The sequence below is a fragment of the Microbacterium deminutum genome (genome assembly GCF_039530205.1).
GTDB classification, from domain to species: Bacteria; Actinomycetota; Actinomycetes; order Actinomycetales; family Microbacteriaceae; genus Microbacterium; species Microbacterium deminutum.
Map to the genome: position 1 here is coordinate 1 of NZ_BAAAOG010000002.1, position 22,674 is coordinate 22,674.

At 68.5% G+C, this 22,674-nt stretch carries 21 protein-coding genes and 2 pseudogenes; 13 read left to right on the forward strand and 10 right to left on the reverse strand.

The window, feature by feature from the left end; genetic code table 11:
• Positions 1–205 precede the first annotated feature (205 nt).
• Positions 206–1,003 carry an alpha/beta fold hydrolase gene (locus tag ABD212_RS06350; RefSeq protein ID WP_344092492.1) on the forward strand — a complete coding sequence of 266 codons (798 nt, stop codon included), beginning with the start codon at positions 206–208 and terminating at the stop codon, positions 1,001–1,003.
• Positions 1,004–1,027: 24 nt separating this feature from the next.
• Here ABD212_RS06350 and ABD212_RS06355 read toward each other — a convergent pair whose 3' ends face one another.
• Entirely contained in the window at positions 1,028–3,097 is a 2,070-nt protein-coding gene (locus ABD212_RS06355) for an MDR family MFS transporter (RefSeq protein WP_344092494.1), read from the reverse strand.
• 196 nt (positions 3,098–3,293) lie between these two features.
• Positions 3,294–3,452, reverse strand: coding sequence for a hypothetical protein (locus ABD212_RS06360; protein WP_344092496.1), 159 nt, complete (start codon positions 3,450–3,452; stop codon positions 3,294–3,296).
• Positions 3,453–3,709: 257 nt separating this feature from the next.
• On the opposite strand from ABD212_RS06360, the gene ABD212_RS06365 reads away from it, so the two are divergent.
• The 4 genes from ABD212_RS06365 (at position 3,710) to ABD212_RS06380 (ending at position 8,290) form a co-directional block, all read left to right on the forward strand.
• A complete protein-coding gene (locus ABD212_RS06365; RefSeq protein WP_344092498.1) occupies positions 3,710–4,027 on the forward strand; it encodes a hypothetical protein in 318 nt (105 codons plus the stop codon).
• A 119-nt stretch (positions 4,028–4,146) separates the two neighbouring features.
• Positions 4,147–5,838, forward strand: a complete 1,692-nt coding sequence (locus ABD212_RS06370) for a serine hydrolase (protein ID WP_344092500.1) — start codon at positions 4,147–4,149, stop codon at positions 5,836–5,838.
• A 116-nt stretch (positions 5,839–5,954) separates the two neighbouring features.
• Positions 5,955–6,722, forward strand: coding sequence for an ABC transporter ATP-binding protein (locus ABD212_RS06375; RefSeq protein WP_344092502.1), 768 nt, complete (start codon positions 5,955–5,957; stop codon positions 6,720–6,722).
• A complete protein-coding gene (locus tag ABD212_RS06380; RefSeq protein ID WP_344092504.1) occupies positions 6,704–8,290 on the forward strand; it encodes a transporter in 1,587 nt (528 codons plus the stop codon). Before ABD212_RS06375 ends, ABD212_RS06380 begins: the two co-directional genes overlap by 19 nt.
• A gap of 226 nt (positions 8,291–8,516) precedes the next feature.
• Here ABD212_RS06380 and ABD212_RS06385 read toward each other — a convergent pair.
• Both ABD212_RS06385 and ABD212_RS06390 read right to left on the reverse strand, forming a co-directional pair.
• A pseudogene (locus ABD212_RS06385) lies at positions 8,517–8,827 on the reverse strand (YaeQ family protein); the annotation flags it as partial.
• 7 nt (positions 8,828–8,834) lie between these two features.
• On the reverse strand, positions 8,835–9,695 hold the full coding sequence (locus tag ABD212_RS06390; RefSeq protein ID WP_344092506.1) for an alpha/beta hydrolase: 861 nt from the start codon (positions 9,693–9,695) through the stop codon (positions 8,835–8,837).
• Between the two features lie 324 nt (positions 9,696–10,019).
• On the opposite strand from ABD212_RS06390, the gene ABD212_RS06395 reads away from it, so the two are divergent.
• From ABD212_RS06395 to ABD212_RS06405, 3 genes are all read left to right on the forward strand, one after another.
• The gene (locus tag ABD212_RS06395) at positions 10,020–10,202 is read left to right on the forward strand and encodes a hypothetical protein (RefSeq protein ID WP_344092508.1); all 183 of its coding nucleotides are present in this window, start codon (positions 10,020–10,022) and stop codon (positions 10,200–10,202) included.
• A complete protein-coding gene (locus ABD212_RS06400; protein ID WP_344094091.1) occupies positions 10,202–10,450 on the forward strand; it encodes a nitroreductase/quinone reductase family protein in 249 nt (82 codons plus the stop codon). The genes ABD212_RS06395 and ABD212_RS06400 overlap by 1 nt, the downstream gene beginning before the upstream one ends.
• 81 nt (positions 10,451–10,531) lie before the next feature.
• A complete protein-coding gene (locus tag ABD212_RS06405) occupies positions 10,532–11,149 on the forward strand; it encodes an acetate uptake transporter family protein (RefSeq protein WP_344092510.1) in 618 nt (205 codons plus the stop codon).
• A 31-nt stretch (positions 11,150–11,180) separates the two neighbouring features.
• Here the strand turns inward: ABD212_RS06405 and ABD212_RS06410 are convergent, their stop codons facing one another.
• Positions 11,181–12,197: a diacylglycerol/lipid kinase family protein gene (locus ABD212_RS06410; RefSeq protein WP_344092512.1), complete on the reverse strand. Its 1,017-nt coding sequence runs from the start codon at positions 12,195–12,197 to the stop codon at positions 11,181–11,183.
• Between the two features lie 286 nt (positions 12,198–12,483).
• Positions 12,484–12,792: pseudogene (locus ABD212_RS06415) on the reverse strand (DUF7882 family protein); the annotation flags it as partial.
• Between the two features lie 413 nt (positions 12,793–13,205).
• Here ABD212_RS06415 and ABD212_RS06420 point away from each other — a divergent pair.
• Positions 13,206–14,309: a fatty acid desaturase family protein gene (locus ABD212_RS06420; protein WP_425561245.1), complete on the forward strand. Its 1,104-nt coding sequence runs from the start codon at positions 13,206–13,208 to the stop codon at positions 14,307–14,309.
• Positions 14,310–14,348: 39 nt separating this feature from the next.
• Here ABD212_RS06420 and ABD212_RS06425 read toward each other — a convergent pair whose 3' ends face one another.
• From ABD212_RS06425 to ABD212_RS06435, 3 genes are read right to left on the reverse strand one after another with little or no spacing between them, the layout of a single operon-like run.
• Positions 14,349–15,083: a glycosyltransferase gene (locus ABD212_RS06425; protein WP_344092515.1), complete on the reverse strand. Its 735-nt coding sequence runs from the start codon at positions 15,081–15,083 to the stop codon at positions 14,349–14,351.
• Positions 15,080–16,459 (reverse strand): PIG-L family deacetylase, encoded by a 1,380-nt coding sequence (locus ABD212_RS06430; RefSeq protein ID WP_344092518.1) that lies wholly within the window; start codon positions 16,457–16,459, stop codon positions 15,080–15,082. The genes ABD212_RS06425 and ABD212_RS06430 overlap by 4 nt, the downstream gene beginning before the upstream one ends.
• A complete protein-coding gene (locus ABD212_RS06435; protein ID WP_344092520.1) occupies positions 16,459–17,604 on the reverse strand; it encodes an acyl-CoA dehydrogenase in 1,146 nt (381 codons plus the stop codon). Before ABD212_RS06435 ends, ABD212_RS06430 begins: the two co-directional genes overlap by 1 nt.
• A gap of 214 nt (positions 17,605–17,818) precedes the next feature.
• Here ABD212_RS06435 and ABD212_RS06440 point away from each other — a divergent pair, with 214 nt between their 5' ends.
• Positions 17,819–18,919, forward strand: coding sequence for a fatty acid desaturase family protein (locus tag ABD212_RS06440; protein WP_344092522.1), 1,101 nt, complete (start codon positions 17,819–17,821; stop codon positions 18,917–18,919).
• Between the two features lie 9 nt (positions 18,920–18,928).
• Here the strand turns inward: ABD212_RS06440 and ABD212_RS06445 are convergent, their stop codons facing one another.
• The gene (locus ABD212_RS06445; RefSeq protein WP_344092524.1) at positions 18,929–19,642 is read right to left on the reverse strand and encodes an ANTAR domain-containing protein; all 714 of its coding nucleotides are present in this window, start codon (positions 19,640–19,642) and stop codon (positions 18,929–18,931) included.
• Between the two features lie 155 nt (positions 19,643–19,797).
• Here ABD212_RS06445 and ABD212_RS06450 point away from each other — a divergent pair, with 155 nt between their 5' ends.
• The 3 genes from ABD212_RS06450 to ABD212_RS06460 all read left to right on the forward strand — a co-directional run bounded on the left by ABD212_RS06450 (position 19,798) and on the right by ABD212_RS06460 (position 22,667).
• Positions 19,798–20,124, forward strand: a complete 327-nt coding sequence (locus tag ABD212_RS06450; RefSeq protein WP_344092527.1) for a hypothetical protein — start codon at positions 19,798–19,800, stop codon at positions 20,122–20,124.
• A 75-nt stretch (positions 20,125–20,199) separates the two neighbouring features.
• Positions 20,200–21,207 carry an aldo/keto reductase gene (locus tag ABD212_RS06455; RefSeq protein WP_344092529.1) on the forward strand — a complete coding sequence of 336 codons (1,008 nt, stop codon included), beginning with the start codon at positions 20,200–20,202 and terminating at the stop codon, positions 21,205–21,207.
• Complete coding sequence (locus ABD212_RS06460) at positions 21,204–22,667, forward strand: glycoside hydrolase family 43 protein (protein ID WP_344092531.1); 1,464 nt, start codon at positions 21,204–21,206, stop codon at positions 22,665–22,667. Before ABD212_RS06455 ends, ABD212_RS06460 begins: the two co-directional genes overlap by 4 nt.
• Positions 22,668–22,674: the final 7 nt, after the last annotated feature.

The following is a 22,674-nucleotide window of genomic DNA, read 5'->3' on the forward strand; positions in this document are numbered from 1 at the left end:
CATCACACCCGGCATCGGCAAAACGCATGAACGCCAACCCCAACGGGAGCGGCAGGGACGCTACGAGCCAGACACCAGGTGATCAGGATCCAACCACCGCAACGCGGCACTGTCACCCTGACACTGAGTTGATGCTAGACGCCCCGGCGGTGCCGTGGCGCACAGGCATGGCGCGGTCTCCGAGGCGGCGCGAGAGAATGTCGCAATGACGCCGCCGCCGTTGCCGCACACCGAGATGCCGTCTCCGCAGTTCGTCATGTCGCTCGAGGGTCACCGGATCGCCACCTATTCGTGGGGTGAGGATGCCGCGCCCGCCGTGCTGTGCGTCCACGGCTTCGCATCGAGCTGTCTCGACAACTGGGTGAGCACGGGGTGGGTGCGCGACCTCATCCGAGCGGGCTTCCGGGTGCTCGGTGTCGACCAGCGCGGACACGGCGCGAGCGACAAGCCGCATGACCATCAGGACTACTCGATGCATGCACTCGTCGAGGACCTGCTCATCGTGCTCGACACGTACATGCTCGACGACGTCCGGTACGTGGGCTACTCACTCGGCGGGCGGGTCGGCTGGCAGCTCCTCGTCGACGCTCCCGACCGGGTGACGCGCGGCATCCTGGGCGGAATCCCCGACGGGCGACCACTCGCGCGCCTCAAGATCGACGAGGCACGCGCTTTCGTCGAGCGCGGCATCCCGATCGAAGACCCCGTCACCCAGAACTACGTGACGCTCGCCGAACGCGTGCGAGGCAACGACCTCGGCGTGCTCATCGCGCTGGCCGAAGGCATGCGGTTCGGTGACGCGGACCCCGACCCGGCGAATCCTCCGCAGCAGCCGGTGCTCTTCGCGACCGGCAGCGACGACACGATCCTGGAGCGTTCGCGTCGACTCGCCTCCCTGACCCCGCGTGGGGAGTTCATCGAGATTCCCGGTCGACACCACTTCAATACGCCGGGTTCGCGGGTCTTCCGCGAGGCGGCGGTGGCCTACCTCGGGGCGGAGTGAGCCCACGCAGCCACCCGCGCGGGGTCAGTCGCCTCTCTTGGCTCCCACGAAGTCCGGCTCGACCAGCGCTCCGGCCTCGTCGGCCGCACGCTTCGCCCCGAGTGCCGCATCGTCGGCTGCCTCCTGCAGCGCCGACTTGGCACGCAGCGGCGGAGTCCGGAAGAACAGCGACAGCACGAATGCGATCAGCACCACCCACATCGCGACACGGTAGATCGTGACCGCCGAGGCGTTGAATGCCACCAGGATCGGCTTGGTCAGCGCAGGATCGGCGTCCTTCAGGAACGACGTGTCGTCGAGCGTGCCGCTGTTGACGGCCGAGTTGCCGCCTGACCCGTCGAACTGGTCGAGGAGGGTTGGCACGAGCGCGGTCACGAAGGCCTCGCGGTCAGTCGCGTTCGAGAAGTCGAGCGTCACGGTTCCGTCGGCCGCGATGTTCGCAACCGGGATCTGGCTCTCGATCTGCGTAGCGGCCAGCTGCTGGGCCTGCGCGATCGCCGCAGCCTCGGCGGCCGCCTGGGCCGACGCCGGGATGGCGCCCGACGCCACCTGATCGGCGACCGCCTTCTTCGCGGCATCCGATGCCGCAGCCAGTCCGTCCTGGATCTTCTTCGTCGTCGCGTCGGTGACCTTCGTCACGATCGGGCCGTAGATCTGGTCCATGATCGCCTTGTTCGCCGGGGCCGACGAGACCGCCGGGTCGAATGCGGCATTCAGCGCACCGGTGAGCGTCTTCTCGGCGGCGAACGCGGTCTGGATGTTGCCGGGCATGGCCGCGAACAGCAGCGAGAGCAGCACGGCGGTGCCGAGGGTCCCGCCGATCTGGCGGAAGAAGGTCGAGGCGCTGGTGGCGACGCCCATGTCGCGGAGGCCGACCGAGTTCTGGCTCGCGATGGTGAGCGTCTGCATGAGCTGGCCGAGACCGAGTCCGATGAACAGCATCGCTCCGGCGATGAACCAGTACGAGCGGTCATACTCCAGGTTGGTCAGCCAGAAGAAGCCGAACGAGAGGCACAGTGTTCCCAGGATGGGGAACATGCGGTAACGGCCGGTTCGAGCGATGACCTGCCCGCTGCCGATGGATGCCGTCATCATGCCGACGATCATCGGCAGCATCTGCAGGCCGCTCTGGGTGGGGGTCGATCCGAGCACGATCTGCAGGTACAGCGGGATGGTCAGCATCGCCCCGAACATGCCGAAGCCCACGAGTACGCCGATCACCGTCGCCATCGAGAACGTCGGCGAGCGGAAGAGCTTCAGCGGGATGAGCGCGTCATCCTTCATCACGGATTCGATGATCACGAACGCGATGGCGCCGATCGCCCCGATGACGTAGCAGGCGATCGAGAGCGGCGAGTCCCAACCCCACACCCGACCCTGCTCCGCGACCAGGAGGAAGGGCACGAGGGCCATGATGATCGTGGCCGCACCCCACCAGTCGATGCGGACAGAGCCGTGCACATGGCGCGGAACGTGCAGGAACCGCAGGACTATGGCGAGGGCGAAGATCCCGATCGGCACGTTGATGAGGAAGACCCAGCGCCAGCCGGCGATCCCGAGGATCTGGTCAGCGCCGGCGAACAGGCCGCCGATCAGCGGCCCGAGCAGGCTCGAGACGCCGAAGACCGCGAGGAAGTACCCCTGATATCTGGCGCGCTCGCGTGGCGCGAGGATGTCGCCCATGATCGCGAGCGGCATCGACATGAGACCGCCCGCACCGAGGCCCTGGATGGCACGGAACACGGCGAGCTCGGCCATGGACGTCGAAAAGCTCGCGAGGATCGAGCCGATGATGAAGACGACGATCGCGAAGATGAACAGCGGTCTGCGGCCGAAGATGTCGGAGAGCTTGCCGTAGATCGGCGTCGAGATCGTCGACACGATCAGATATGCGGTGGTGACCCACGCCTGCTGGCTGAGGCCGTGCAGATCGTCGCCGATCGTGCGGATGGCGGTGCCGACCACCGTCTGATCGAGAGCCGAGAGGAACATGCCGGCCATCAGGCCGAACATGACGAACAGGATCATCCGGTGGGTCATCACCGGTGCGGTGCCGGTGGGCGCCGTCGTCGGCTTCGCTGTGATGTCTGACATGGGTCCTCGATGTTGGGGAATTGATCGGCGACCCCGGTGTCGTCAGTCTCGGTTCACAGCCTAAAGGAGCATTCCGGCCATCGGTACCGGTGGCACGGAGGCGGCATCCTGCTGACGGATACCACGCCCCAGTCATGCGATCAGGGAGAACGGATGCCGCGGCCGGCGCGAGACCGGTCGCAGGCATCCATGCGGCTCAGGCGCCGCGTCTCATGTAGCGCAGCAGCCACGCGATGATCGCGACGACGATGATGACGATCCCGACCCACAGGAGGAACTTCGCTGCCCCGACGAAGATGCCGAGCAGCAGAAGGATGATCCCGACGACGAGCAGAATTACAGCGAGTGCGGTCATGCTCCCCACTGTGGCCTTTCGGGGGCACCGTGTCGACGGCTTGACAGCCGTGCCCGCGACGAATACGCATCTCACGGCCCGGGGAACAGCGAGTCCCGCAGACTGCCCCAGACCCGTCGCCCGGTCGTGAGGCGTCGGCATCCGGAGTGCTGTTCCGATATGGCTCGCGGGGTGTCAAGCTGGTGACGGCGGCGGTCGCCGGGTGACTGGCGACCGCCCGCCGTGACCGTGCTCCGGATCGTCGACGGGATGCCGGAATGGCCAAGGCCGCATTTACCGGACCCGATGAGGCGCTTTTGCTCTACGAGCGGGCGATCGCTGCGGCCGGCTGGGAGCGCAAGGGCGCGACGATGCCGTACACCTCGGCCGGCGGTCACATGTCGAGCTTCCTCGATCCCACCGGCACGATGGCGATTCGCCTCGCGCCTGCGCTGCGCGATGAGTTCATCGAGAGGTACGCCTCGCGCATCGCCGAGCAGCACGGCCGCAGCATGCCGCACTTCGTGGTCGTTCCCGAAACCCTGCTCCGCGACACCAGCGAGCTGGTGCACTGGCTCGAGCGCGCGGAGGTCTGAGCGGCTCGTCCATCCTGACGAACGCCGCCCGGTGAGTTTGTCGCTCGACACCAACATCGTCGATCGGACCCCACCTAGCCTGACCACGTGATCAGGTGCGCAATGAGTCAGCCGGCGTGATGCCCGACGTCGACGGCATCCGTGAGTTCATCCGTTCCGAGCAGGCGCGGTTCGCGGTTCCCGGCATCGCGGTCGCCGTGGTCCACGACGGGACGGTGCTGCTGTGCGAGGGCTTCGGAGAGGCGGATCTGGAGGCCGGGGAGCCCGTCGGCGTCGATACCCACTTCCCGATCGCCTCGGATACGAAGGCGTTCACCGCCGCGACACTGTGTCTGCTGGCGGATGCCGGACGGGTCGACCTCGACGCCCCGGTCCGCGACATCCTGCCCTGGTTCGAGATGCACGACCCTCATGCCACCGCCCTCGTGACGCCGCGTGACCTGCTCAGCCACCGCACGGGACTCCCACGCCATGACATGGTCTGGTTCGGCGACTCCGATCTGCCGCTGCAGGAGACGACGCGCCGCCTTCGCCACCTGCCGATGTCGCAGCCGCTTCGCACCTCATGGGACTACAACAACCTCTGCTACATCGCCGCCGGCCACCTGACCGAGGTCGTGACGGGGATGCCATGGCACGAGGCGGTCCGGACGCACCTTCTCGACCCTCTCGGGATGACGGACACGGTGTTCTCCGCGCAGGACCCGTCCGTGCGGCGGCTCGCGCAGCCGTACCGGGCCTCGGGCGACGGGATGTCCCGACTGGCACTGCCCGCCCAGGCCGCCGCACTCAAGGCCGGACCTGCCGGAGGACTGGTGTCGACCATCGCCGACCTCGCGAGGTGGCTCACCGCGCGGCTCGGACATCGGGATGACGTCCTTCCGGCGTCGACTCTGGACCAGCTGCACTGCCCGGCCATGATCGGCGGGATCAGCCTCGACGAGCTGCCCGAGGTCGCCTCGCTCGGCTATGGGCTGGGCTGCCAGGTCGAGAGCTATCGCGGAACGCGCCTCATCCACCACGGCGGGAACATCCCCGGGTTCTCGTCCGACGTCGCCATCGTCCCCGACACCGACATCGGCATCGCCGTGCTCACGAACCTCGACAGCAGCTACCTGCGACTCCCGTTGATCTACGGGGTCGTCGATCTGCTGCGGGGCGAGCCGGATGCCGGACTCGGCGCCCGCATCCACGAACTGCAGACGGCGCTCATGACCGGCCACACCGAGGCCCGTGCCCGGCAGCATGCGCGGGCAGACGACGCGCCGCCGTCGCGTGATCTCGACGGCTTCGCCGGAACGTATTCCCACCCCGCCTACGGCGAGTTGAGCATCCGCGTGGCGGGCGATCAACTCGTCCCCGATTTCCACGACGCGGCAGACCGCATCCTGTTGGAGCACCGTGGGCACGACACCTGGGATCTCGTGTTCGTCGATAACGAGCTGGACTGCCGGCTCGTGTTCACCCAGGGACTCGACGGCCGTATCGCGGGCCTCTCGGTCGACCTCGAACCGGCTGTCGCCCCCGCGGGGTTCGCCCGCCGCCACGAGCCCGCTTCCGCCGCCCTGCTCGCGGCGATGGTCGGCGCGTATCGGATGGGCCCGGCCACTCTCACCATCCGGATGCGCGGTGCCGAGCTCGTCGCGCATTCCGACATCCTGGGAGACACCGCTCTGGTCGGCGCGGGCGGCACCGACTTCACGTGCGCCGCCCTGCCCGGCATCGGTGTCACCGCCGAACTCGATGCCGTCGGCGAGGTGTCGCAGATCGTCGTGGACCAGGTCGGGATCTTCCTGCCTGCTGCCCTCTGAGCACCACTGCTGCCCGACACTGCGTGCGCACTGTCGACCACAGCGCTCCATGACGCCAGACTGGGACTGCTGACCGACAGGGGCAGCTCACGAACTGGGGACTTCGGAGCACCGGAGTGGGGGATGCCGTGGAGTACGCGCTCGAGATCCGTGGACTCACGAAGCGCTACGGGGGAGCGACCGCCGTCGACGACCTCAGCCTCGCGGTCCCGCATGGCTCGTTCTACGGGCTCGTCGGTCCGAACGGCGCCGGGAAGACGACGACGCTGTCGATGGCCACCGGTCTGCTGCGGCCGGATGCCGGGAACGCCCTCATCCACGGCATCGATGTGTGGCAGCGACCCCGCGAAGCGAAGCCGCTGATCGGCAACCTCGCCGACGGCGTCGATCTCTACGACCACCTCACCGGCGAGCAGCTCATCACCTTCTCCGGCCAGCTCTTCGGCCTGGACCGCGCCACGCTGCGGTCGCGGACGGCGGATCTGCTGCAGCTGCTGGATCTCGAGAACGCGGCGGGCCGACTCGTCGCCGACTACTCCGCGGGCATGACCAAGAAGATCGCGCTGGCCGCCGCGCTGGTCCACTCGCCGCGGCTCCTCGTGCTCGACGAGCCCTTCGAGTCGGTCGACCCGGTCTCGGCTGCGAACATCCGCGACATCCTCGACGAATTCGCGAGGGCCGGGGGCACCGTCGTCGTTTCCAGTCACTCGATGGAGCTGGTTGAGCGCATGTGCGACCACGTCGCGATCATCGCAGCGGGCCGCGTGCTGGTGTCGGGCACGATGGACCACGTCCGCGGACCCGGCGACCTGGAGACGCGGTTCCTCGAACTGGTCGGCGGACGGCGTCACGGGGAGGGTCCCGCGTGGTTGCTGTCCTCCTGAGACTGCGATTCCGGGTGCTCGCCAACACGCTGCAGCGCAACCCGATGCAGCTGGTGGCAGTGGTCACGGGCGGCGTGCTCGCCCTCGGTCTGGTCATGCTGGTGCTCGCCGGCATGCTCCTCGCATCGACTGCCCCGCCACCGGTGACGCAGGCGCTCGTCGTGATCGGGGGCACCGCGCTCGTGTTCGGGTGGCTCGCCGTGCCGCTGCTGTTCGAGGGAGTGGATCGTACGCTCGAGCCCCTCAAACTCGCCCCATTCCCGCTGGGCACCGGCACGCTGATGGCGGCGATGTTCGTGTCCGGTGTCGCGTGGCTGCCCGGAATCGCCACCGTGGCGGTGTCGCTGGCGACAGCGATCGCCTGGCACGCCTACCCGGTCTCCGCCTTCGCCGCGATCGTCTTAGGCCTGCTCGGGGCCGCGACCTGCGTGGTCGGATCGAGAGTGACGACGGCGGCCGCGGGCGCCCTGCTGCGCGGTCGTGGCGCCGCGCGGGCGGTGTCGGCCGCGCTCGGCGTGATGCTGCTCGCGATACCGCTCGCGATCGCCGCGCTTGACGGCGTCGCGGTCGCGGGCGGTGGCGACCCCCTGGCGGGTTTCACCGCAGCCGTCCAGGTGCTCTCGTGGTCGCCCTTCGGTGCGGTCTGGTCGGTCCCCGGCCGCATCGCGATGGGCGACGCTCCCGGCGCGGCAGTCGCCGCGACGATCGCGGTCGGCACATTCGCGGCGGCCGCGGTGCTGTGGCGGCTGACGCTCAGCGCCGGGCTGCGGGTACGCGGGGAGCGTGCACCCCATCCCGCTGCCGGCGGGCACCTCGGCTTGTTCGGACGGGTGCCGTCCACTCCGACCGCAGCCGTGCTCGCCCGATCGCTGATCTACTGGTTCCGCGACGCGCGGCAGGCGCGGCAGCTGCTGCTCCTGCCGCTGCTGCCTGCGCTGCTGCTCATCTGGTGGCGCCTCTTCGACCTCGACGGCTTCGCCCTCGTCATCGGCCCGATCGTCGCCTCGCTGCTGCCGATGTCGGCATTCGCCGCCCTCTCGTACGACGGCACCGCCTTCGCGGCCGAGCTCGCCGCCGGTGTCCGGGGTGTCCACGATCGGCTCGGCCGGGCCCTGGCGATGCTGATCATCGCGGCGCCCGCCACCACCGTCGTGCAGGTCGCCGTCGCCGTCCTCATCGGCCGAGTGGAGGATCTTCCCGCGCTGCTCGGGCTGTCGCTCGGCGTGCTGCTGATCTCGCTCGGCGTGGTGAGCGTGTCATCGGCCCGCATCGTGGTGCCGGTCGCGCGCCCGGGACGCAACCCGTTCTCCGCGCAACCCGGCGCGGTGACGACATCCATCTTCGCCTCGTACGCGGTCGCAGCCGTGACGATCGCACTGACGCTGCCGGTGGCGGCCCTCGCCATCGCCGCGCTGCTCACCGGGTTCGCTCTGCTCGGCTGGATCGCACTCATCGCGGGTCTCGCGTCAGGAGCGACCGTCGCGCTCGGCGGAGTGGTGCTCGGCGGTCGCCTTCTCGACGCGTCGGGGCCGGAGCTGCTCGCCCGCCTTCGCCTGCTCCGCGTCTGAGCGTCGCGTCCGGCGACGGATGCCGGGCAGAATCGTGGGGATCCTGCCCGGCGTCTGATTGCGCACCCCGGGTCAGGTCGCGACGATGCCTTCTCCCCCTGCTGCACCGGGAACGGTCACCGAGCCGATCCGGGTCAGCGAGCCGGCAGGGCCGATGCGGTACCCATCGACGACTCCGGCGGCACCGGCCTGCACATAGACGAGGCGTCCGTCGATGGATGGCTTACACCGTGGTGCGGTCGGCCAGCTTGCTGCCGTAGTGCAGCCGCTCGCCATCGGGCGCGCCGGCCTCGATCCATGCGGTGAGCCGGCCGGTGAGATCGCGCACGAGCACCGCGGGCTCTTCGGTCTGAGAGATCCCTTCGCTGAACGCGATCCCCTCCTCGAACTCCGGCAGTAGGCGAGCACACGCGTCACCATGAACGCGTCTGTCTCGGACGGGTGGCGGGTGACGCGGAGGGCGAAGTCGTCGTACACACCGCGGTCGATGTCGGCGAGCTGCACCACGATGGTGTGGATCAGTGCGCGGAGTGCCACGACTTCCTCACCACGTCATCGTCAGCGCATCCGCCCCGACGATGAAGTCCATCGAGACCTTGGCGACCTCCGCCCACCCGTGATCGATCGTCAGGGAGTGGCCGCGGTTCGGCAGGATGGCGATGTCGGTGACGCCCGGGTTCTTCGACTGGATCTTGTACGCCTGCTCGGTGGGCTTGACCGGAACGGTGTGGTCGAGCTCACCGCCGATGATGAGCAGCGGACCGCGATCGGGGTTCTTCGTGTCGACCTTCGTCTCGGAGAACGGGTTGAGGTTCGCCATGACGACCTGGAAGATCGGGTTGCCCGCTGCGGCGACATGGAACTCGTCGTACAGCCGGCGCGCCTCGTCCTCGTCGAGGGCGTTCGCCCAGCCGTACTGGAACTCCTCGAACGACAGCGTGACGCCGTGCTTGAGGCTGGTGCCGGGATGCGAGACGACGGGCGCCGAGGACTTGAAGGAGGATGCCGGCACCGACAGGACGCCCTGGAACGGCGCCGGGTCGATCGCGACGGTAGCTCCGGAAACGCCGGTGCCTGCGATCTTCTGGGCGATGAGACCGCCGAAGGAGTGGCCGACGACCGCGGGGATCTCGGTGAGCGCGGCGATGGCTTCGAGGTAATGGTCGGTGACCTCCTGCACCATCTTCGAAGCGAACGCATCGGGGTTGGCCCGCGCATCCTCGATCGATTCGGGGTCGTCGGGCCATCCGGGCGCGATCGTCGTGAATCCGGCCTCTTCGAAGAACGCACGCCAACGATCCCAGCTGCTCGACAGCAGCCAGAGCCCGTGCACGAAGACGACGGGCCGCAGCCCCGATTGATTGGCCCGTTCGATCTCGGCGAGCTCGTTGGCGGTCACTGACATGGCTTCTCCTCATCGTGTGCGAACACGTGCAGGCTATCGTCGCAGCGGGGCTTCGGCATCCGTGCGTCGCGCATTTGGGCGGTCTCTTGCACCACGACGGCATGAATGCGCAGCTGGATGCCGTCTGCGCCGACTACTCCCCCCGCCGAGCTACAGCTCATCTCCAACTTCCTCCGTCGAACTGCGGATGCCGGTCGCCGGGCCGTCGGCGTATTCGTGGACGTACGCTGAGTGGACACGGATGTCGCCGGCACGCCTCGAGTTTTCGCACCAAGAGCGGCGCACAGCAGCTCAACCCGCGTTGTCACCGAATTCAGGAGTCCCATGAGCGGTCCCCACGCCGACTGGAACCAGCAGATCATCGACGAGTTCCGCGCGAACGGCGGTGACATCACGTCGCGGGGCTTCGGTCGCAGCCTGGTGCTGGTCCACCACATCGGCGCGAAGTCCGGGATCGAGCGCGTGGCCCCCGTGATGGCATCCGCCAGGACGACGACACCTGGCTGATCGCCGCGTCCAAGGCCGGTGCGCCGCAGAATCCGGCGCGGTACCACAATCTGCTCGCACATCCCGACGTGATCATCGAGACCCCCGAGGGTGTCGAGCACGTTCACGCGGACGAACTCACCGGGGCTGAGCGGGATGCCGCCTGGGCGCGGTTCACCGAGCGCAGCCCCGGGTTCCGCCGGTACGAGCAGACGACCACCCGGGTGATCCCGGTCGTCGCGCTGCGCCGACGGGTCTCCGCCGGCTGACCGGGCCAGGCCGACACGATCCGGACACGTTCGCGAGTACGCTCGGGCACAGCAGTGACCGTGCTGCGTCAGGAGACGACGATGACGGCGAACTCGCGCGCAGCTGACTCCGGCGGAAGTCCGCGGACAGCGGACCCCGGCCTGATCGGGCTGCTGGGCTTCGTCATCGCCACCGTCGCCGCACAACTGGAGCACCTCGGCCTGCAGGACAGCAACCCCGTGTTCTGGATCGGGGCCGTCTTCGGCGGGCTGGTGCAGGTGACAGCCGGCATGCTCTCGTATTTCAAGGGCGACGACTTCCACTTCGCCGTCTACAACGCCTTCGGGTGGTACTGGATCGTCGTGCCCGGGTTCCTGCTCGGAGAGGAGCTGGGATTCCTCGAGGTCACCGGCATCGAGCGAGGCATCTTCGCGCTGGGCTTCGCGCTCATCGCCCTCGCATTCGCGGTCGCAGGCGCGGCCCACAACACCGTGCTGCCGATCACCCTGCTCTGCGTCTCGGGGGGCCTGGGCCTCCAGGCCATCGGCTCGTTGACCGCGAGCCCCGCGGTCGCGAGCGTCGGCGCATGGGTCCTCCTCATCGCCGCCGCGCTTGCCGCGTACATGCTGGTCGAGAAGTTCTACTGGCTCACGCTCGGCCGACGGGTCGTCCCGCTCGGGCCGCCCTGGCTGGCCGGAAATCGGGACCGCGAGTCCTGAGCTGCGCGCCTGAGCCGCGCGCGCCGCGGACTCATTCTGCCGACTCGAGAGGCACCCGCACGGTGAGCGCGCCCGGCTCAACCCAGGTGCGGATGGCGATCGCCTCTCCGAACTCGTCGCCGTCGATCTCGAGCTTCTCCGGGCCCTTCAGCGTGAGGACGAAACGCCTTCCCGTGAGGTAGGTGAGTGCCCTGACGTCCTTCGTGCGCACGCTCCGACCGGCGCGGGTGCGGCTGAGCACGCCGTTCTCCCACATGATCTTCCCGACGATCTGGAACCAGCTGAACAGCGTCTCAGGGCGAAGCAGCACGATGTCGAGCAGTCCGTCGTCCACCACCGCGTCGGGGAAGAGCTGCACGTTGCCCTGCAGGGACCCGCAGTTGCCGACGATCACCGTGTGCGCCCGCAGCGACCGGGCCGGGCCGTCATCCAGTGTGCAGCGCAGGTGAAGCTGATTCTTGTCCCGCAGCGCCAGTCCGATCGCCTTCACGTAGGCGAGCCATCCGATCTTGGCCTTGAGCTCGTCATCGGTATTGGCGAGCATCTTCGCATCGAGCCCGAACCCCGCCATCACCAGATAGGCGTGCGTATCGGTCCGCGAATCCGCGCGGCGGACGTCGACCATGGCGAGGTCGATCTTGCGGTCCTCGCCCGTGAACGCCGAGTGTATCGACCCTTTGAGATCGTCCAGGGTCAGGTCCAGGTTGCGGGCGAGGAGGTTGCCTGTGCCGGATGGAAGCAGCGCGAGCACGACGTCGTGGCCCCGGACGGCCTCTGCGACCGCGCGCACCGTGCCGTCCCCGCCCGCCACGACGATCATCGAGACGCCGGCGGCGAGCGCCTGAGCAGCGGGCCCCTGACCAGGGTCCTCCTCGGATGTCTCGAACCACAGCGTCCGGCCCCAGCCCGCCGCCGCTTCCTCGATCTTCACCGCCGCCTTGATGGCCTCCAGGTCCACCTTGATGGGGTTGAAGACCACAGCCGCAACGCGGCCGACCGCAGACGGTTCGGTCGCGACATCGTCCGCGACGACTTCGAGATCGCTCATCGTTCGCTCATGTTCGGGCGACCCGCGCATTCGATCATCTTCACCGTCGATTCCCGGCGCTCTGATCGCCGTGCTCACCACCCTATGCACGGACCGCATCGCGCGGGCGGGCTTGACAATCGCCGCCAGAGGACGAACGACCCAGCCGTGGCAGCCGTTGCCGTCAGGAGAGGATCGAGGGTTCCGGCGGCACGTCGGCCCCCGCGATGGTGAGCTTGTCGATGGCGAGTTCATCGACCTCGAGCTTGCCGACCGTGATCGCCTGATCCGTTTCTTCGGAGTCGTCGGGCCCGGTGTCGATGTTCTCGGCGACGAGCATGATGCCACCCGAGGAATTCGCAGAATTGGCGAGTTCTTCGATCCACGCGCGGCTCAGTTCGGCCGGCTCGGGTTCGTCGAACACGAATCGCAGGGGGATCGATGGATGCAGCCAGATCGTGCTGCGGCCGCGGGGCTGATCGTCCGGATGCCGCCACGACAGGGTGAAGCTCTCACTGCGACGCAGCTTCGTCGCTATGACGACCTTGACGTGCGCCAGCGCGCGGTCCTCGATGTGGATCGGGGTGGCTGATCCGCCATAGAACAGGGTGCCCACGACGACACGATAGGCCTCCGCGACGACGTGCGCCACACTCTCCCCATCCCGACGGATCGGCGGCATCCTCGGCTCCCGTCGGCGCCCGGCCGGTAGCGCCATCGACAACCTCGGCGCCGCTGGGGGAAAGCCCCGAGTGTGAACGGAAGTCTGGATCGAGACCTCAACGTCCGTGCGTCGATGACGCCACCGGGGTCCTGGGTGAACAGACCCAGTGTACGAGCCCAGGTTGCGCGGCGCCAGGGTCCCGATCCTGACACGCCCCGGGGCTAACCTGGGGATCTGCCCTGCCGGGGATTGCGGATGCGAGCCGGAGGGTTGAAATCAGTACACGGTTGTCCCTGGACCACGGTTGGCCGTCCTGCCCCCTCACTGGGAGCGGACCATCTCGCCCACCATGGATCGAGGCGCACGTGAACACTCTGGCACCCCCTCAGCCCGACAGTCGCATCAGGACGACGACTCCTCGTGGCGAGAGGACCAACCCCACGACCGAGTACTCCGCGCTGCTTCGCGCCGTCCGAGACCAGGGACTGCTGAAGCGCCGGACCGGGTTCTATGCGCTGATGTTCAGCGCCGTCACGGCTGCCCTGCTGGGTGCCGGCGCCGCCTTCGTCCTGCTCGGCGACTCGTGGTATCAGCTGCTCATCGCCGCAGCGCTCGGCGTGATCTTCACCCAGTTCGCGTTCCTCGCGCACGAAGCATCGCACCGCCAGGTGTTCGAATCGGGCAAGGCGAACGACCGTGCCGCGCGCACCATCGCGAACCTCGTCGTCGGCATCAGCTACTCGTGGTGGATGACGAAGCACAGCCGGCATCACGCGAACCCGAACGTCCTCGGCAAGGACCCCGACATCGCACGCGACGTGATCTCCTTCACTGACGAGGACGCGGCGCGCGCAACCGGGCTCTACGGATGGTTCACACGACGCCAGGGGTTCCTGTTCTTCCCCATCCTCATCTTCGAGGGCGTCAATCTGCACATCCACGGCCTGCGCACGGTCTTCGGACGCGACAAGGTCGACCGACGCTGGCTCGAGATCAGCATGCTCGTGCCCCGGCTCGGGCTCTACGTCGCAGCGATCTTCGTCATGCTGCCCCCGGGCCTGGCGTTCGCGTTCCTCGGCGTCCAGCTCGCGGTCTTCGGGGTCTACATGGGCGCCTCGTTCGCCCCGAACCACAAGGGGATGCCGCTGCTCCCGCGCGACTCCAAGGTGGACTTCCTCCGCCGTCAGGTCCTGACCTCGCGCAACATCCGCGGCAATCGGCTCATGGACGCGTTCATGGGCGGACTGAACTACCAGATCGAGCACCACCTCTTCCCGAACATGCCCCGCCCGCATCTGAAGCAGGCACAGCTGCTCGCCCGGGCCTACTGCGCGGAGCACTCCATCGCCTACACCGAGACCACGCTGATCCAGTCGTATGGAATCGTGATCCGCTATCTCAACCGCGTGGGGCTCGCCGCAGGCGGCGACCCCTTCGACTGCCCCGCCGCGTCGACCTACGGCCGCTAGCAGACAGGCGAACCGCGGATGCGTGTCGGCCTACGGCAGTCAGTAGGCAGGCGAACTGCGGATGCCGCGCCGCCCGACGAGTCCCGCCTGGGCGCGCAGGTAGCCGGCGTACCCGCCGGGGGTCCGTCCGACGAAGCGGCCCGACGTGAGGACCTCGGCCGCGTCGCTGGCGCAGATGTTCGCGCCGAGCAGTCGGCAGCGGTCCACGAGGTCGACGTCCTCGTGCTCTGCGAGAGCGCCGAACCCGCCCGCTGCGGCATAGAAGCTGGCGCGCACACCGAGATTCGCGCCATGGACGTGGCCGTTCGGGACACCCGGAGAATGGGTCCGCAGCCAGTGGCGCCGATGAGGGCCGCTGAGATCGGCGAAGTCGGGGCGCACGGTTCCGACGAAGACGTCCGCACCCCGCGCCGCGGCGTGCGATTGCGCGACGATCCAGTTCGGCGGCACGGCGGAGTCGGCGTCGGTGTTGGCAATCCACACCCGATCCGCCGCTGTGCCCGCCAGCTCCTGCTTCGCGGCCTCGATCCCCTGCGCGCGCGCCTCTCCCACTCGGGCCGAAGCCAGCACCATCGTCGGGATCGGATGCACGCCCGCGACCGCGGCCGAGCCGTCGGTGCAGTCGTCGAGGACGATGCGCACCGCGCACCGGATGCCGCATCCCGCCGCCGTCGCGACCGCAGCGGCCAGAGCGGTCAGAGAGCGATCGAGCAGCGCCTCCTCGTTGTGCACCGGAACCACGACGATCACCGCCGACACCTCGCCACCGGTCACAGCAGCCCCTCACGCTCGGCGACGGAGTGCACCGGCGCGCGACAGAAGACCTCGAGGATGAAGTCCCGCTCCTCGTGCCGGACGAGCGCCTCCCACACCGTGCTCTGCCGAAGCGCGGCGTGCACGACGTCGCCGGTCTGGGGGTAATCCGCGACGGGATGCCGCCAATGGCAGGCCACGAGGCATCCGTCGTCGGACAGGCATCCTTCGACGAGCCGGATCGTGCCGTCCAGGTCGTCTGCCGAGAGGTAATAGCCGACCTCCGAGAGCACGACGGTGTCGAACGTTCCGTCCGGCCAGTCGCGCGGCATCAGGCCGTGGACGAACGTGACGCGACTCTCCTCGCCGAGGCGCGCACGCGCCGCCTGCAGCGCCGCCTCGGCGGGATCCACGGCGACGACGTGGGAAGCCCGGGCCACCAGCTCGCGCGTGACCAGGCCCGTGGCGCATCCGATCTCGAGGACATCGCCCAGGTGCGCGTTCGGGAGCGCCGACATCAGGATGCCGCGCTTGCGCTTCTCGTACCATCGGGTCTCGAATCCCCACGGGTCGTCGTGGCGCTCGTAGAACCGGTCGAACCACTCGCCGGCGAGCGACGGTGCGGAGTCCCGGCGCGACTCGTCGATGAAGACCTCGACGCCGCGCTCGAAATGCGCGCGCATGTCGCGGTGGATGACGGCTTCGTCACCGGCCGCCGGCGACAGCGGGGCGACCTGGGTGGCGTGGACGCCGAGCGCGCGACGCTTCGCCGTGATCTCGCTGCGCGTCAGGGTCAGGGCGCGGGCGGAATCCCAGGGCATGTCGTCGGGCGTCCCCCAGTGCCAGAGCCAGATCGGATACCCGAGATGGCGGATACCGCGCCCTTCGCAGACGCGCGCCACGGCCTCCGCCGCGATCCGGTGATCGCGATGGCCATCGCCCGCCCACGGCGCGGCGATCGCCACACGATGTTCGCGGCTCGGTGCGACGTCCAGCTCCTCGAGGACCATCGTCAGTGAGTCGGCGAGCGCGTCGATGTTCTCGCGAAGAGCGCCGTCCGGGATGCCGAGGAACTCCACTCGCGCGCCGCCGGCGAGCGATTCGACCGCCCGCCCGACCTCGGTGCGGCGCAGCGCTGCGAGGCGCCCGGGCGTGTGGGTGGGCGAGTCCGGATGCGAGGCCTCGCCATCCGTCGCGACGATCACGGTGACGCGTCCGCCGCCGCGGTGCACCCGGTTCATCAGCCCTGCCGCGCCGAGCGTCTCGTCGTCGGGATGCGCCGCCAGGACGATGAGCTCATCCACCTCGAGCTCGAGCTCGGGGACGCCGGCCGTGCGCGGGTCGGCGAGCCAGACTGCTTCGGGCGTTCCGGCGTCGAGATGGCTGAAGGCCGGCATCACGACCCGGCCGATATGCGCAGGCGCCCGATGCGCGCGGCATCGCGCAGGCCGTGGTGCTGCCTGAGGTACAGGTGAAGATCTGAGACACGGCGGGCATGTCCCGGGTCGCTCACCAGCGGAGCGGGGCCGAGCGCGGCATCCGCTTCGGCGAGTGTGAGGGTCGCGGCATCCACCACCGCTGCCCGCACCCGCTCTGCGAGAAGTCGCTGGTCCAGACCGGGAGGAACCCCCGCGTCGACGAGGTCGGCTGCCTCGGCGAGCACACTACGCGCCGCCCACAGCGCGGCATCGGCTCTGCCCAGATGGACCAGAGCGAGCTGGTCCGCGCGCTCTCCACGAGCCGGCTCGACCAGAGCGTCCGCGACACCCTGCGCCGCTCCCCACCAGCACGCCGCCACCGACATGCCGCCCCACGCGAATCCCGGCCGGGAGAGGTACCACCCCACGTCGCCGACGGGCGCGGCGGGCGCGTCGTGGAAATCCACCGGGCTGCTCACCACGTGCGGCAGACCGCGCGCGAACCATTCGCCCCGATGCGGCTGGACGCCGGCCCCTCGCAGGTCCACCGCGAACAGCTGCCGCCGAGTGTCGTCGACGAACCCCGTCACGAGGGCGTGCGAGAGCTCATGGGCGAGCGAGCACCAGGGCTTCGTGCCCCGCAGCACCCATCCGGCGTCGGTGCGGACCGCTTCGAGCCGGGTTCCTGCCGATTCCGCCGCGAACACTCCCCATGACGAGCCCTCGCCCGCACCGACTGAGCCGACACCCCACGGATCACATCCGTCGGCGAAGTCGCACCCCGCCTGATGCAGGATCCCCAGTGCGTCCAGGTGCGGCTCGAGCATTCGCGCCGCGGACACGCTCACACGTGCGATCGCGGCCAGCAGCTCCCACAGCAGTCGCGTGTCGCCCTCGCCCGCGACGGGAGCACGCCGGCCGACATCGACACACCAGTCGAGCGTCGCCGCGACATCCGCCCCGAGCTGCGGCATGCGACTCGCCGATGCAAGCGTCTCGGTCACGAGCGGACTGTCGTGACCGTCGGCCGTCAGCGAGACGGCGGACATGTCACCAAGCACCGCCTGGCCGGACGTCCGCTGCCATGCCCAGGCTGCGGTGCGGACGGGTGGCGGTGCGGACATGCCCGGGACGATACGCACCGCACCTGAAACGGATGACCCCGTGGCGCCGTCCGCCGATCCCGTGGTATTGGCAGGCTCCGATATCCGGCTGACGGGATGCCGTGAACCCTGACCTGCGGCAGGCGCGCGGCGCTAGAATGGGAGCGGATGTCCTAGACCCAGTCATTCTCGCGACGCGCATCCCGTATCGCAGGCCGACCGACAGGGGTCTGACATGACCGACATCCTTCCCCGTGAAACCGCTGGCGCGGTTCGAACGACGGGCGGCGGGCCTGCGAACGCCTACACCGAGTTGGCGCGCATGGTCGCCACGAGCGGCCTGATGCGCCGCAGGTACGGCTATTACTGGACGAAGCTCATCGCCGCGCCCGTCGTGCTCGCGCTCGTGCTCGCGGCCTTCGTGCTGATCGGCGACACGTGGTGGCAGCTCATCACGGCGACCGTGCTGGCGATCGTGCTCACCCAGGTGGCGATGCTGGGTCACGACGCCGCCCATCGGCAGATTTTCCGCTCGGGCAGATGGAACGACTGGACCACGCTGGTCATCGGCAATCTGCTGGTCGGCATGAGCTATGGATGGTGGCAGCACAAGCACACCCGGCACCACGCCAATCCCAACAAGATCGACTTCGATCCCGACATCGATCTGCCCGTCATCGCGTTCACTCCCGAGCAGGCCGACCGCCGTCGGTCCAGCCGCAAGGGACCCGTGCGCTGGGTCATCGCGCACCAGGGTGTGTTCTTCTTCCCGATCCTCCTTCTCGAGGGACTGTCCCTGCACGCCTCGAGCGTCCGACGCGTCTTCTCGAAGGAGCCGCTGCGTCGCAGGCCCATCGAGATCGCGTTCATCCTGGTGCGGATCGTGGGATTCGTCGCGCTCGTCTTCGTCGTCCTCTCGCCGGGGATCGCCTTCGCATTCCTCGGAGTGCAGCTCGGTCTCTTCGGCGTCTACATGGGGATGTCGTTCGCGCCGAACCACAAGGGGATGCCCCTGGTGCCCGCCGGGATGAAGCTCGACTTCCTTCGCCGGCAAGTGCTGATGAGCCGCAACATCCGCGGCAGCCGGCTGCTCGACACCGCGATGGGCGGCCTCAACTATCAGATCGAGCACCACCTGTTCCCCTCGATGCCGCGCCCGAACCTCCGCGCCGCCTCCGGGATGATCGCCCAGTTCTGCAACGACCATGACGTCCGCTATACGGAGACCGGCCTCTGGCAGTCGTACGGGATCGTGGTCCGCTACATCAATCGCGTTGGGCTGGGCGAACGCGATCCATTCGAGTGTCCGCTGCTCCAGCAGCGCCAGGCGGTGTAGCGCAGCCGCTCAGAGCTTGAGCCGGCCCGCGATCACCTCGGCCGCGACCACACCGAGGCGGCTCTGCGTGGAACGCGCATGCGCGCGCAGGCGCGTGAACGCGGCATCCATGTCGATGCTCTCCCGCTGTGCGAGATAGCCCTTGGCCTGCTCGATGATCACGCGGCTGTCGAGGGCGCGCTGCAGCTGCGTTCGTGCGATCTCCGACTCCTCCACGAGACGCTGCTGCAGGATGCTGATGGTCGCGATGTCGGCCAGCGATTGAGCGGCTATCGCATCGGGGGTGTTGAGCTCGCCGGTCTGGTCGCGGAACAGGTTGAGCGAGCCGAGGGTGGAGTCACGCAGGCGCATCGGGATCGCGTGGATGGACGAGAACCCCGAGCGGCGCGCCTCGGCGGCGAACGCCGGCCACCGGTCGGCTATCTGATCGAGATCGGCGACCGAGACGACCTGCCCGAGGGTGACGGCCTCGACGCACGGCCCCTCGCCGACTCGCACCTGCATCAGCCCGACGAACTCGCTGCGCTCGTTCGTGGAGACGATCACTTCGAGGTGACCTTCCGGGCTGCGAAGGAGGATTCCGGCCGCGGCCGCGTCGAAGAGGGCGATGCATTCGTCGACCAGATGCTGAAGCACGTCGACGACGTCGAACTCGTCGACGAGCGAATCAGCCAGCGTGACGAACGTCCCCACCAACTGCTGCTCACGGGTCAGCGCCGTCATGCCGTCATTGTAAACCTTGCGTCGAACCATGGACCCGGATGCAGGCGACGGGCACGAGGTCGTCGGCCACCTTTATTCGTTGCATACAAGATGCACGGATCATCCCCGCCTGCAACCCCTGTACGTGCGCGCCCAATGCCCGACACCATGGACGAATGCAGCGGTTGCACTACGCGGGTGACACGATCGTGATCTCTGACGAGGTCTCCACAGCGCTGCTCGCCTTCGCGGCGGCACTGGCCGAAGCCCAGACCTCGGAAGTGGTCGCCGTGCCGGTCCTCGACGAGCTGGGAATCGTGACGAAAGTCGACATCCTCCTGGGTCCGGCGAGCCAGCTCTTCGCGACCCCGGTTTCGGGACTTCGCGAGATCGAGACCGACGGCGGACTGGTGGCGGACCTTCGCCGGCGGACTTCTCTGCTGCGTCCGCACGCCGGAACCGAGCAGTCCGATCCGTGGGCCGGGGTGGACTTCGACCTCTAGCGGGCAGGTGGCGATGCACGGCAGGGTTGCGGAATGGAATATCGCTCGCTCGGAAGTTCCGGACTCAGGGTTCCCGTGCTGTCCTTCGGCACTGCGACGTTCGCCGGCGGCGACCGGGTGGGCTCATGGGGCAATGTCCAGGTGGATGAGGCCCGCCGCATGGTCGATCTGGCGCTCGATGCCGGGGTCGACTTCTTCGACACGGCAGACATCTACTCCGGGGGGCGGGCCGAGGAGATCCTCGGGCAGGCTGTCGCGGGTCGCCGCGAAAAGGTGCTGATCGGCACGAAGGCGAACGGCCGGACCGGCACGGGCACCAATGACGCGGGCAGCTCGCGCCATCACCTGACCCGTGCCCTCGAGGCCAGCCTCCAGCGCCTCGACACGGACTACGTCGACGTCTACTACCTCCACGGCTTCGACGCCCTCACCCCTGTCGATGAGGTGCTCAGCACTCTCGACGACTTCGTGCGGAGCGGGAAGGTCCGCTACATCGGATGCTCCAACTTCTCGGGCTGGCAGCTGATGAAGTCCCTCTCGGTGTCGGAGCGGTACGGATGGAGTCGTCACGTCGCCCATCAGGCGTTCTACTCGCTCGCCTCCCGCGAATTCGAGTGGGAGCTGATGCCGCTCGCCATCGACCAGGGGATCGGAACCGTGGTGTGGAGCCCGCTGTCGCAGGGACGGCTGACCGGCAAGCTGCGACGCGACGCGCCCGTTCCCGCGGGCAGTCGGCTCGCGGTGCCCGGCGAGACCGAGGCATCCGGCTCACGCGAGACCCTCTACCGCACGATCGACGTGCTCGACGAGCTGGTCATCGAGACGGGCAAGACGATCCCCCAGCTCGCGCTCAACTGGCTGCTGAGCCGCCCGACGGTCTCGTCGATCATCTTCGGCGCCCGTGACGAGGCACAGTTCATCGAGAACCTCGGGGCCGTCGGATGGTCGCTCGATGACGATCAGATCGCGCGGCTCGACGCCGCGAGCGCGACGACTCCGATCTATCCGTACTGGCACCAGGTCGTGAACAATTCCGAGCGTGATCCCTTCCCCACCTCGGTGACGGTGAGGTCTGACACGTGAGCGCGACACCGATCGTCGGCGGATTCCATCCCGACCCGTCCGTCTGCCGGGTCGGCGACGACTACTACCTCGTCAACTCCTCGTTCGAGTACCTGCCGGGGGTGCCGATCTTCCGCAGTCGCGACCTCGTCGCCTGGCAGCTCATCGGCAATGTGCTCGACCGTGAGGACCAGCTCGTGCTCCCGTCGTCGGCGGGCAGCAGCGGCATCTTCGCGCCGACGATCCGCCACCACGACGGCCGGTTCTTCATGATCACCACGAGCATCAACACCGTGAGCGACGGTCATCTCATCGTCTCGGCGACCGACCCCGCCGGTCCGTGGACGACTCCGGTGCAGACGCGCGGCGCGGTCGGCATCGACCCGGATCTGTTCTGGGACGAGGACGGCACCTGCTATCTGACGTGGGCCTCCGGCTGGGGCGAGACGCCGATCATGCAGGTCGTGATCGATCCCGGGACGGGGACGCTGCACTCCGAGCCGCGCGGCCTCTCGCGCGGCACGGGTCTCGCGCACCCCGAGGGGCCGCACATCTACCGCCGCGGCGACTGGTATTACCTGCTGCTCGCAGAAGGAGGCACCGAGCGCGGGCACACGGTGACCATCTCGCGTTCACGCACGGTCGCGGGGCCGTACGAGGGCAACCCCGCGAACCCGATCCTCAGCCACCGCAGCACCGCCGACCCCGTCCAGAACACCGGGCACGCGGATCTCGTCGAGACCGCGGACGGGTGGGCGATGGTGTACCTCGGAGTGCGTCCGGTCGGTCCGAGCCCGAGCTTCCACCTCAACGGCCGCGAGACGTTCCTCGCAGGAGTGGAGTGGGTCGACGACTGGCCCGTCGTCGATGAGACCGCGTTCGAGGTGCAACCGCGTGATACGTCCCTCGAGGACGACTTCCCCTCGCCGGAACTCGACCGCCGCTGGATCGCACCGGGGCGGCATCCCCGCGAGTTCGTCTCGGCCGGCCCGGACGGCGGTGTCGCCATCCAGCCGTCCCCTTCGCCAGAGCATCGCTCGCTGCTCGCGATCCGCGTCGAGGATCAGAACTGGGATGCCAGAGCCACCGTCGCCGCCGGCACCGCCCGTCTCGTGCTGCGACTCGACGACTCCCACTGGGCAGCAGTGGAGTCACAGGGTGGCGCTGTCTCGGCGCGGGTGGTCATGGGACCCGCCGATCAGACGCTCGCGAGCACGCCGGGGCCCGGTTCGCCCGATGTCACACTGGCGATCCGCGCCACGCAGCCGGCACCGGAGCCCTGGGGACGCATGGCAGCCGCCGACAACCTCGAACTCGGGTATGTCATCGGGCAGGACTTCCAGGTCCTCGCGAGCATCGACGGACGCTACTTCTCGACCGAGGTCGCCGGCGGGTTCACCGGTCGGGTGGTGGGAGTCGAGCCGTTGCCAGGCCGCGCCGACCCCGCCATCCTGCGCCGGTTCGAGTATCGCGCGCTCTGATTCGAGC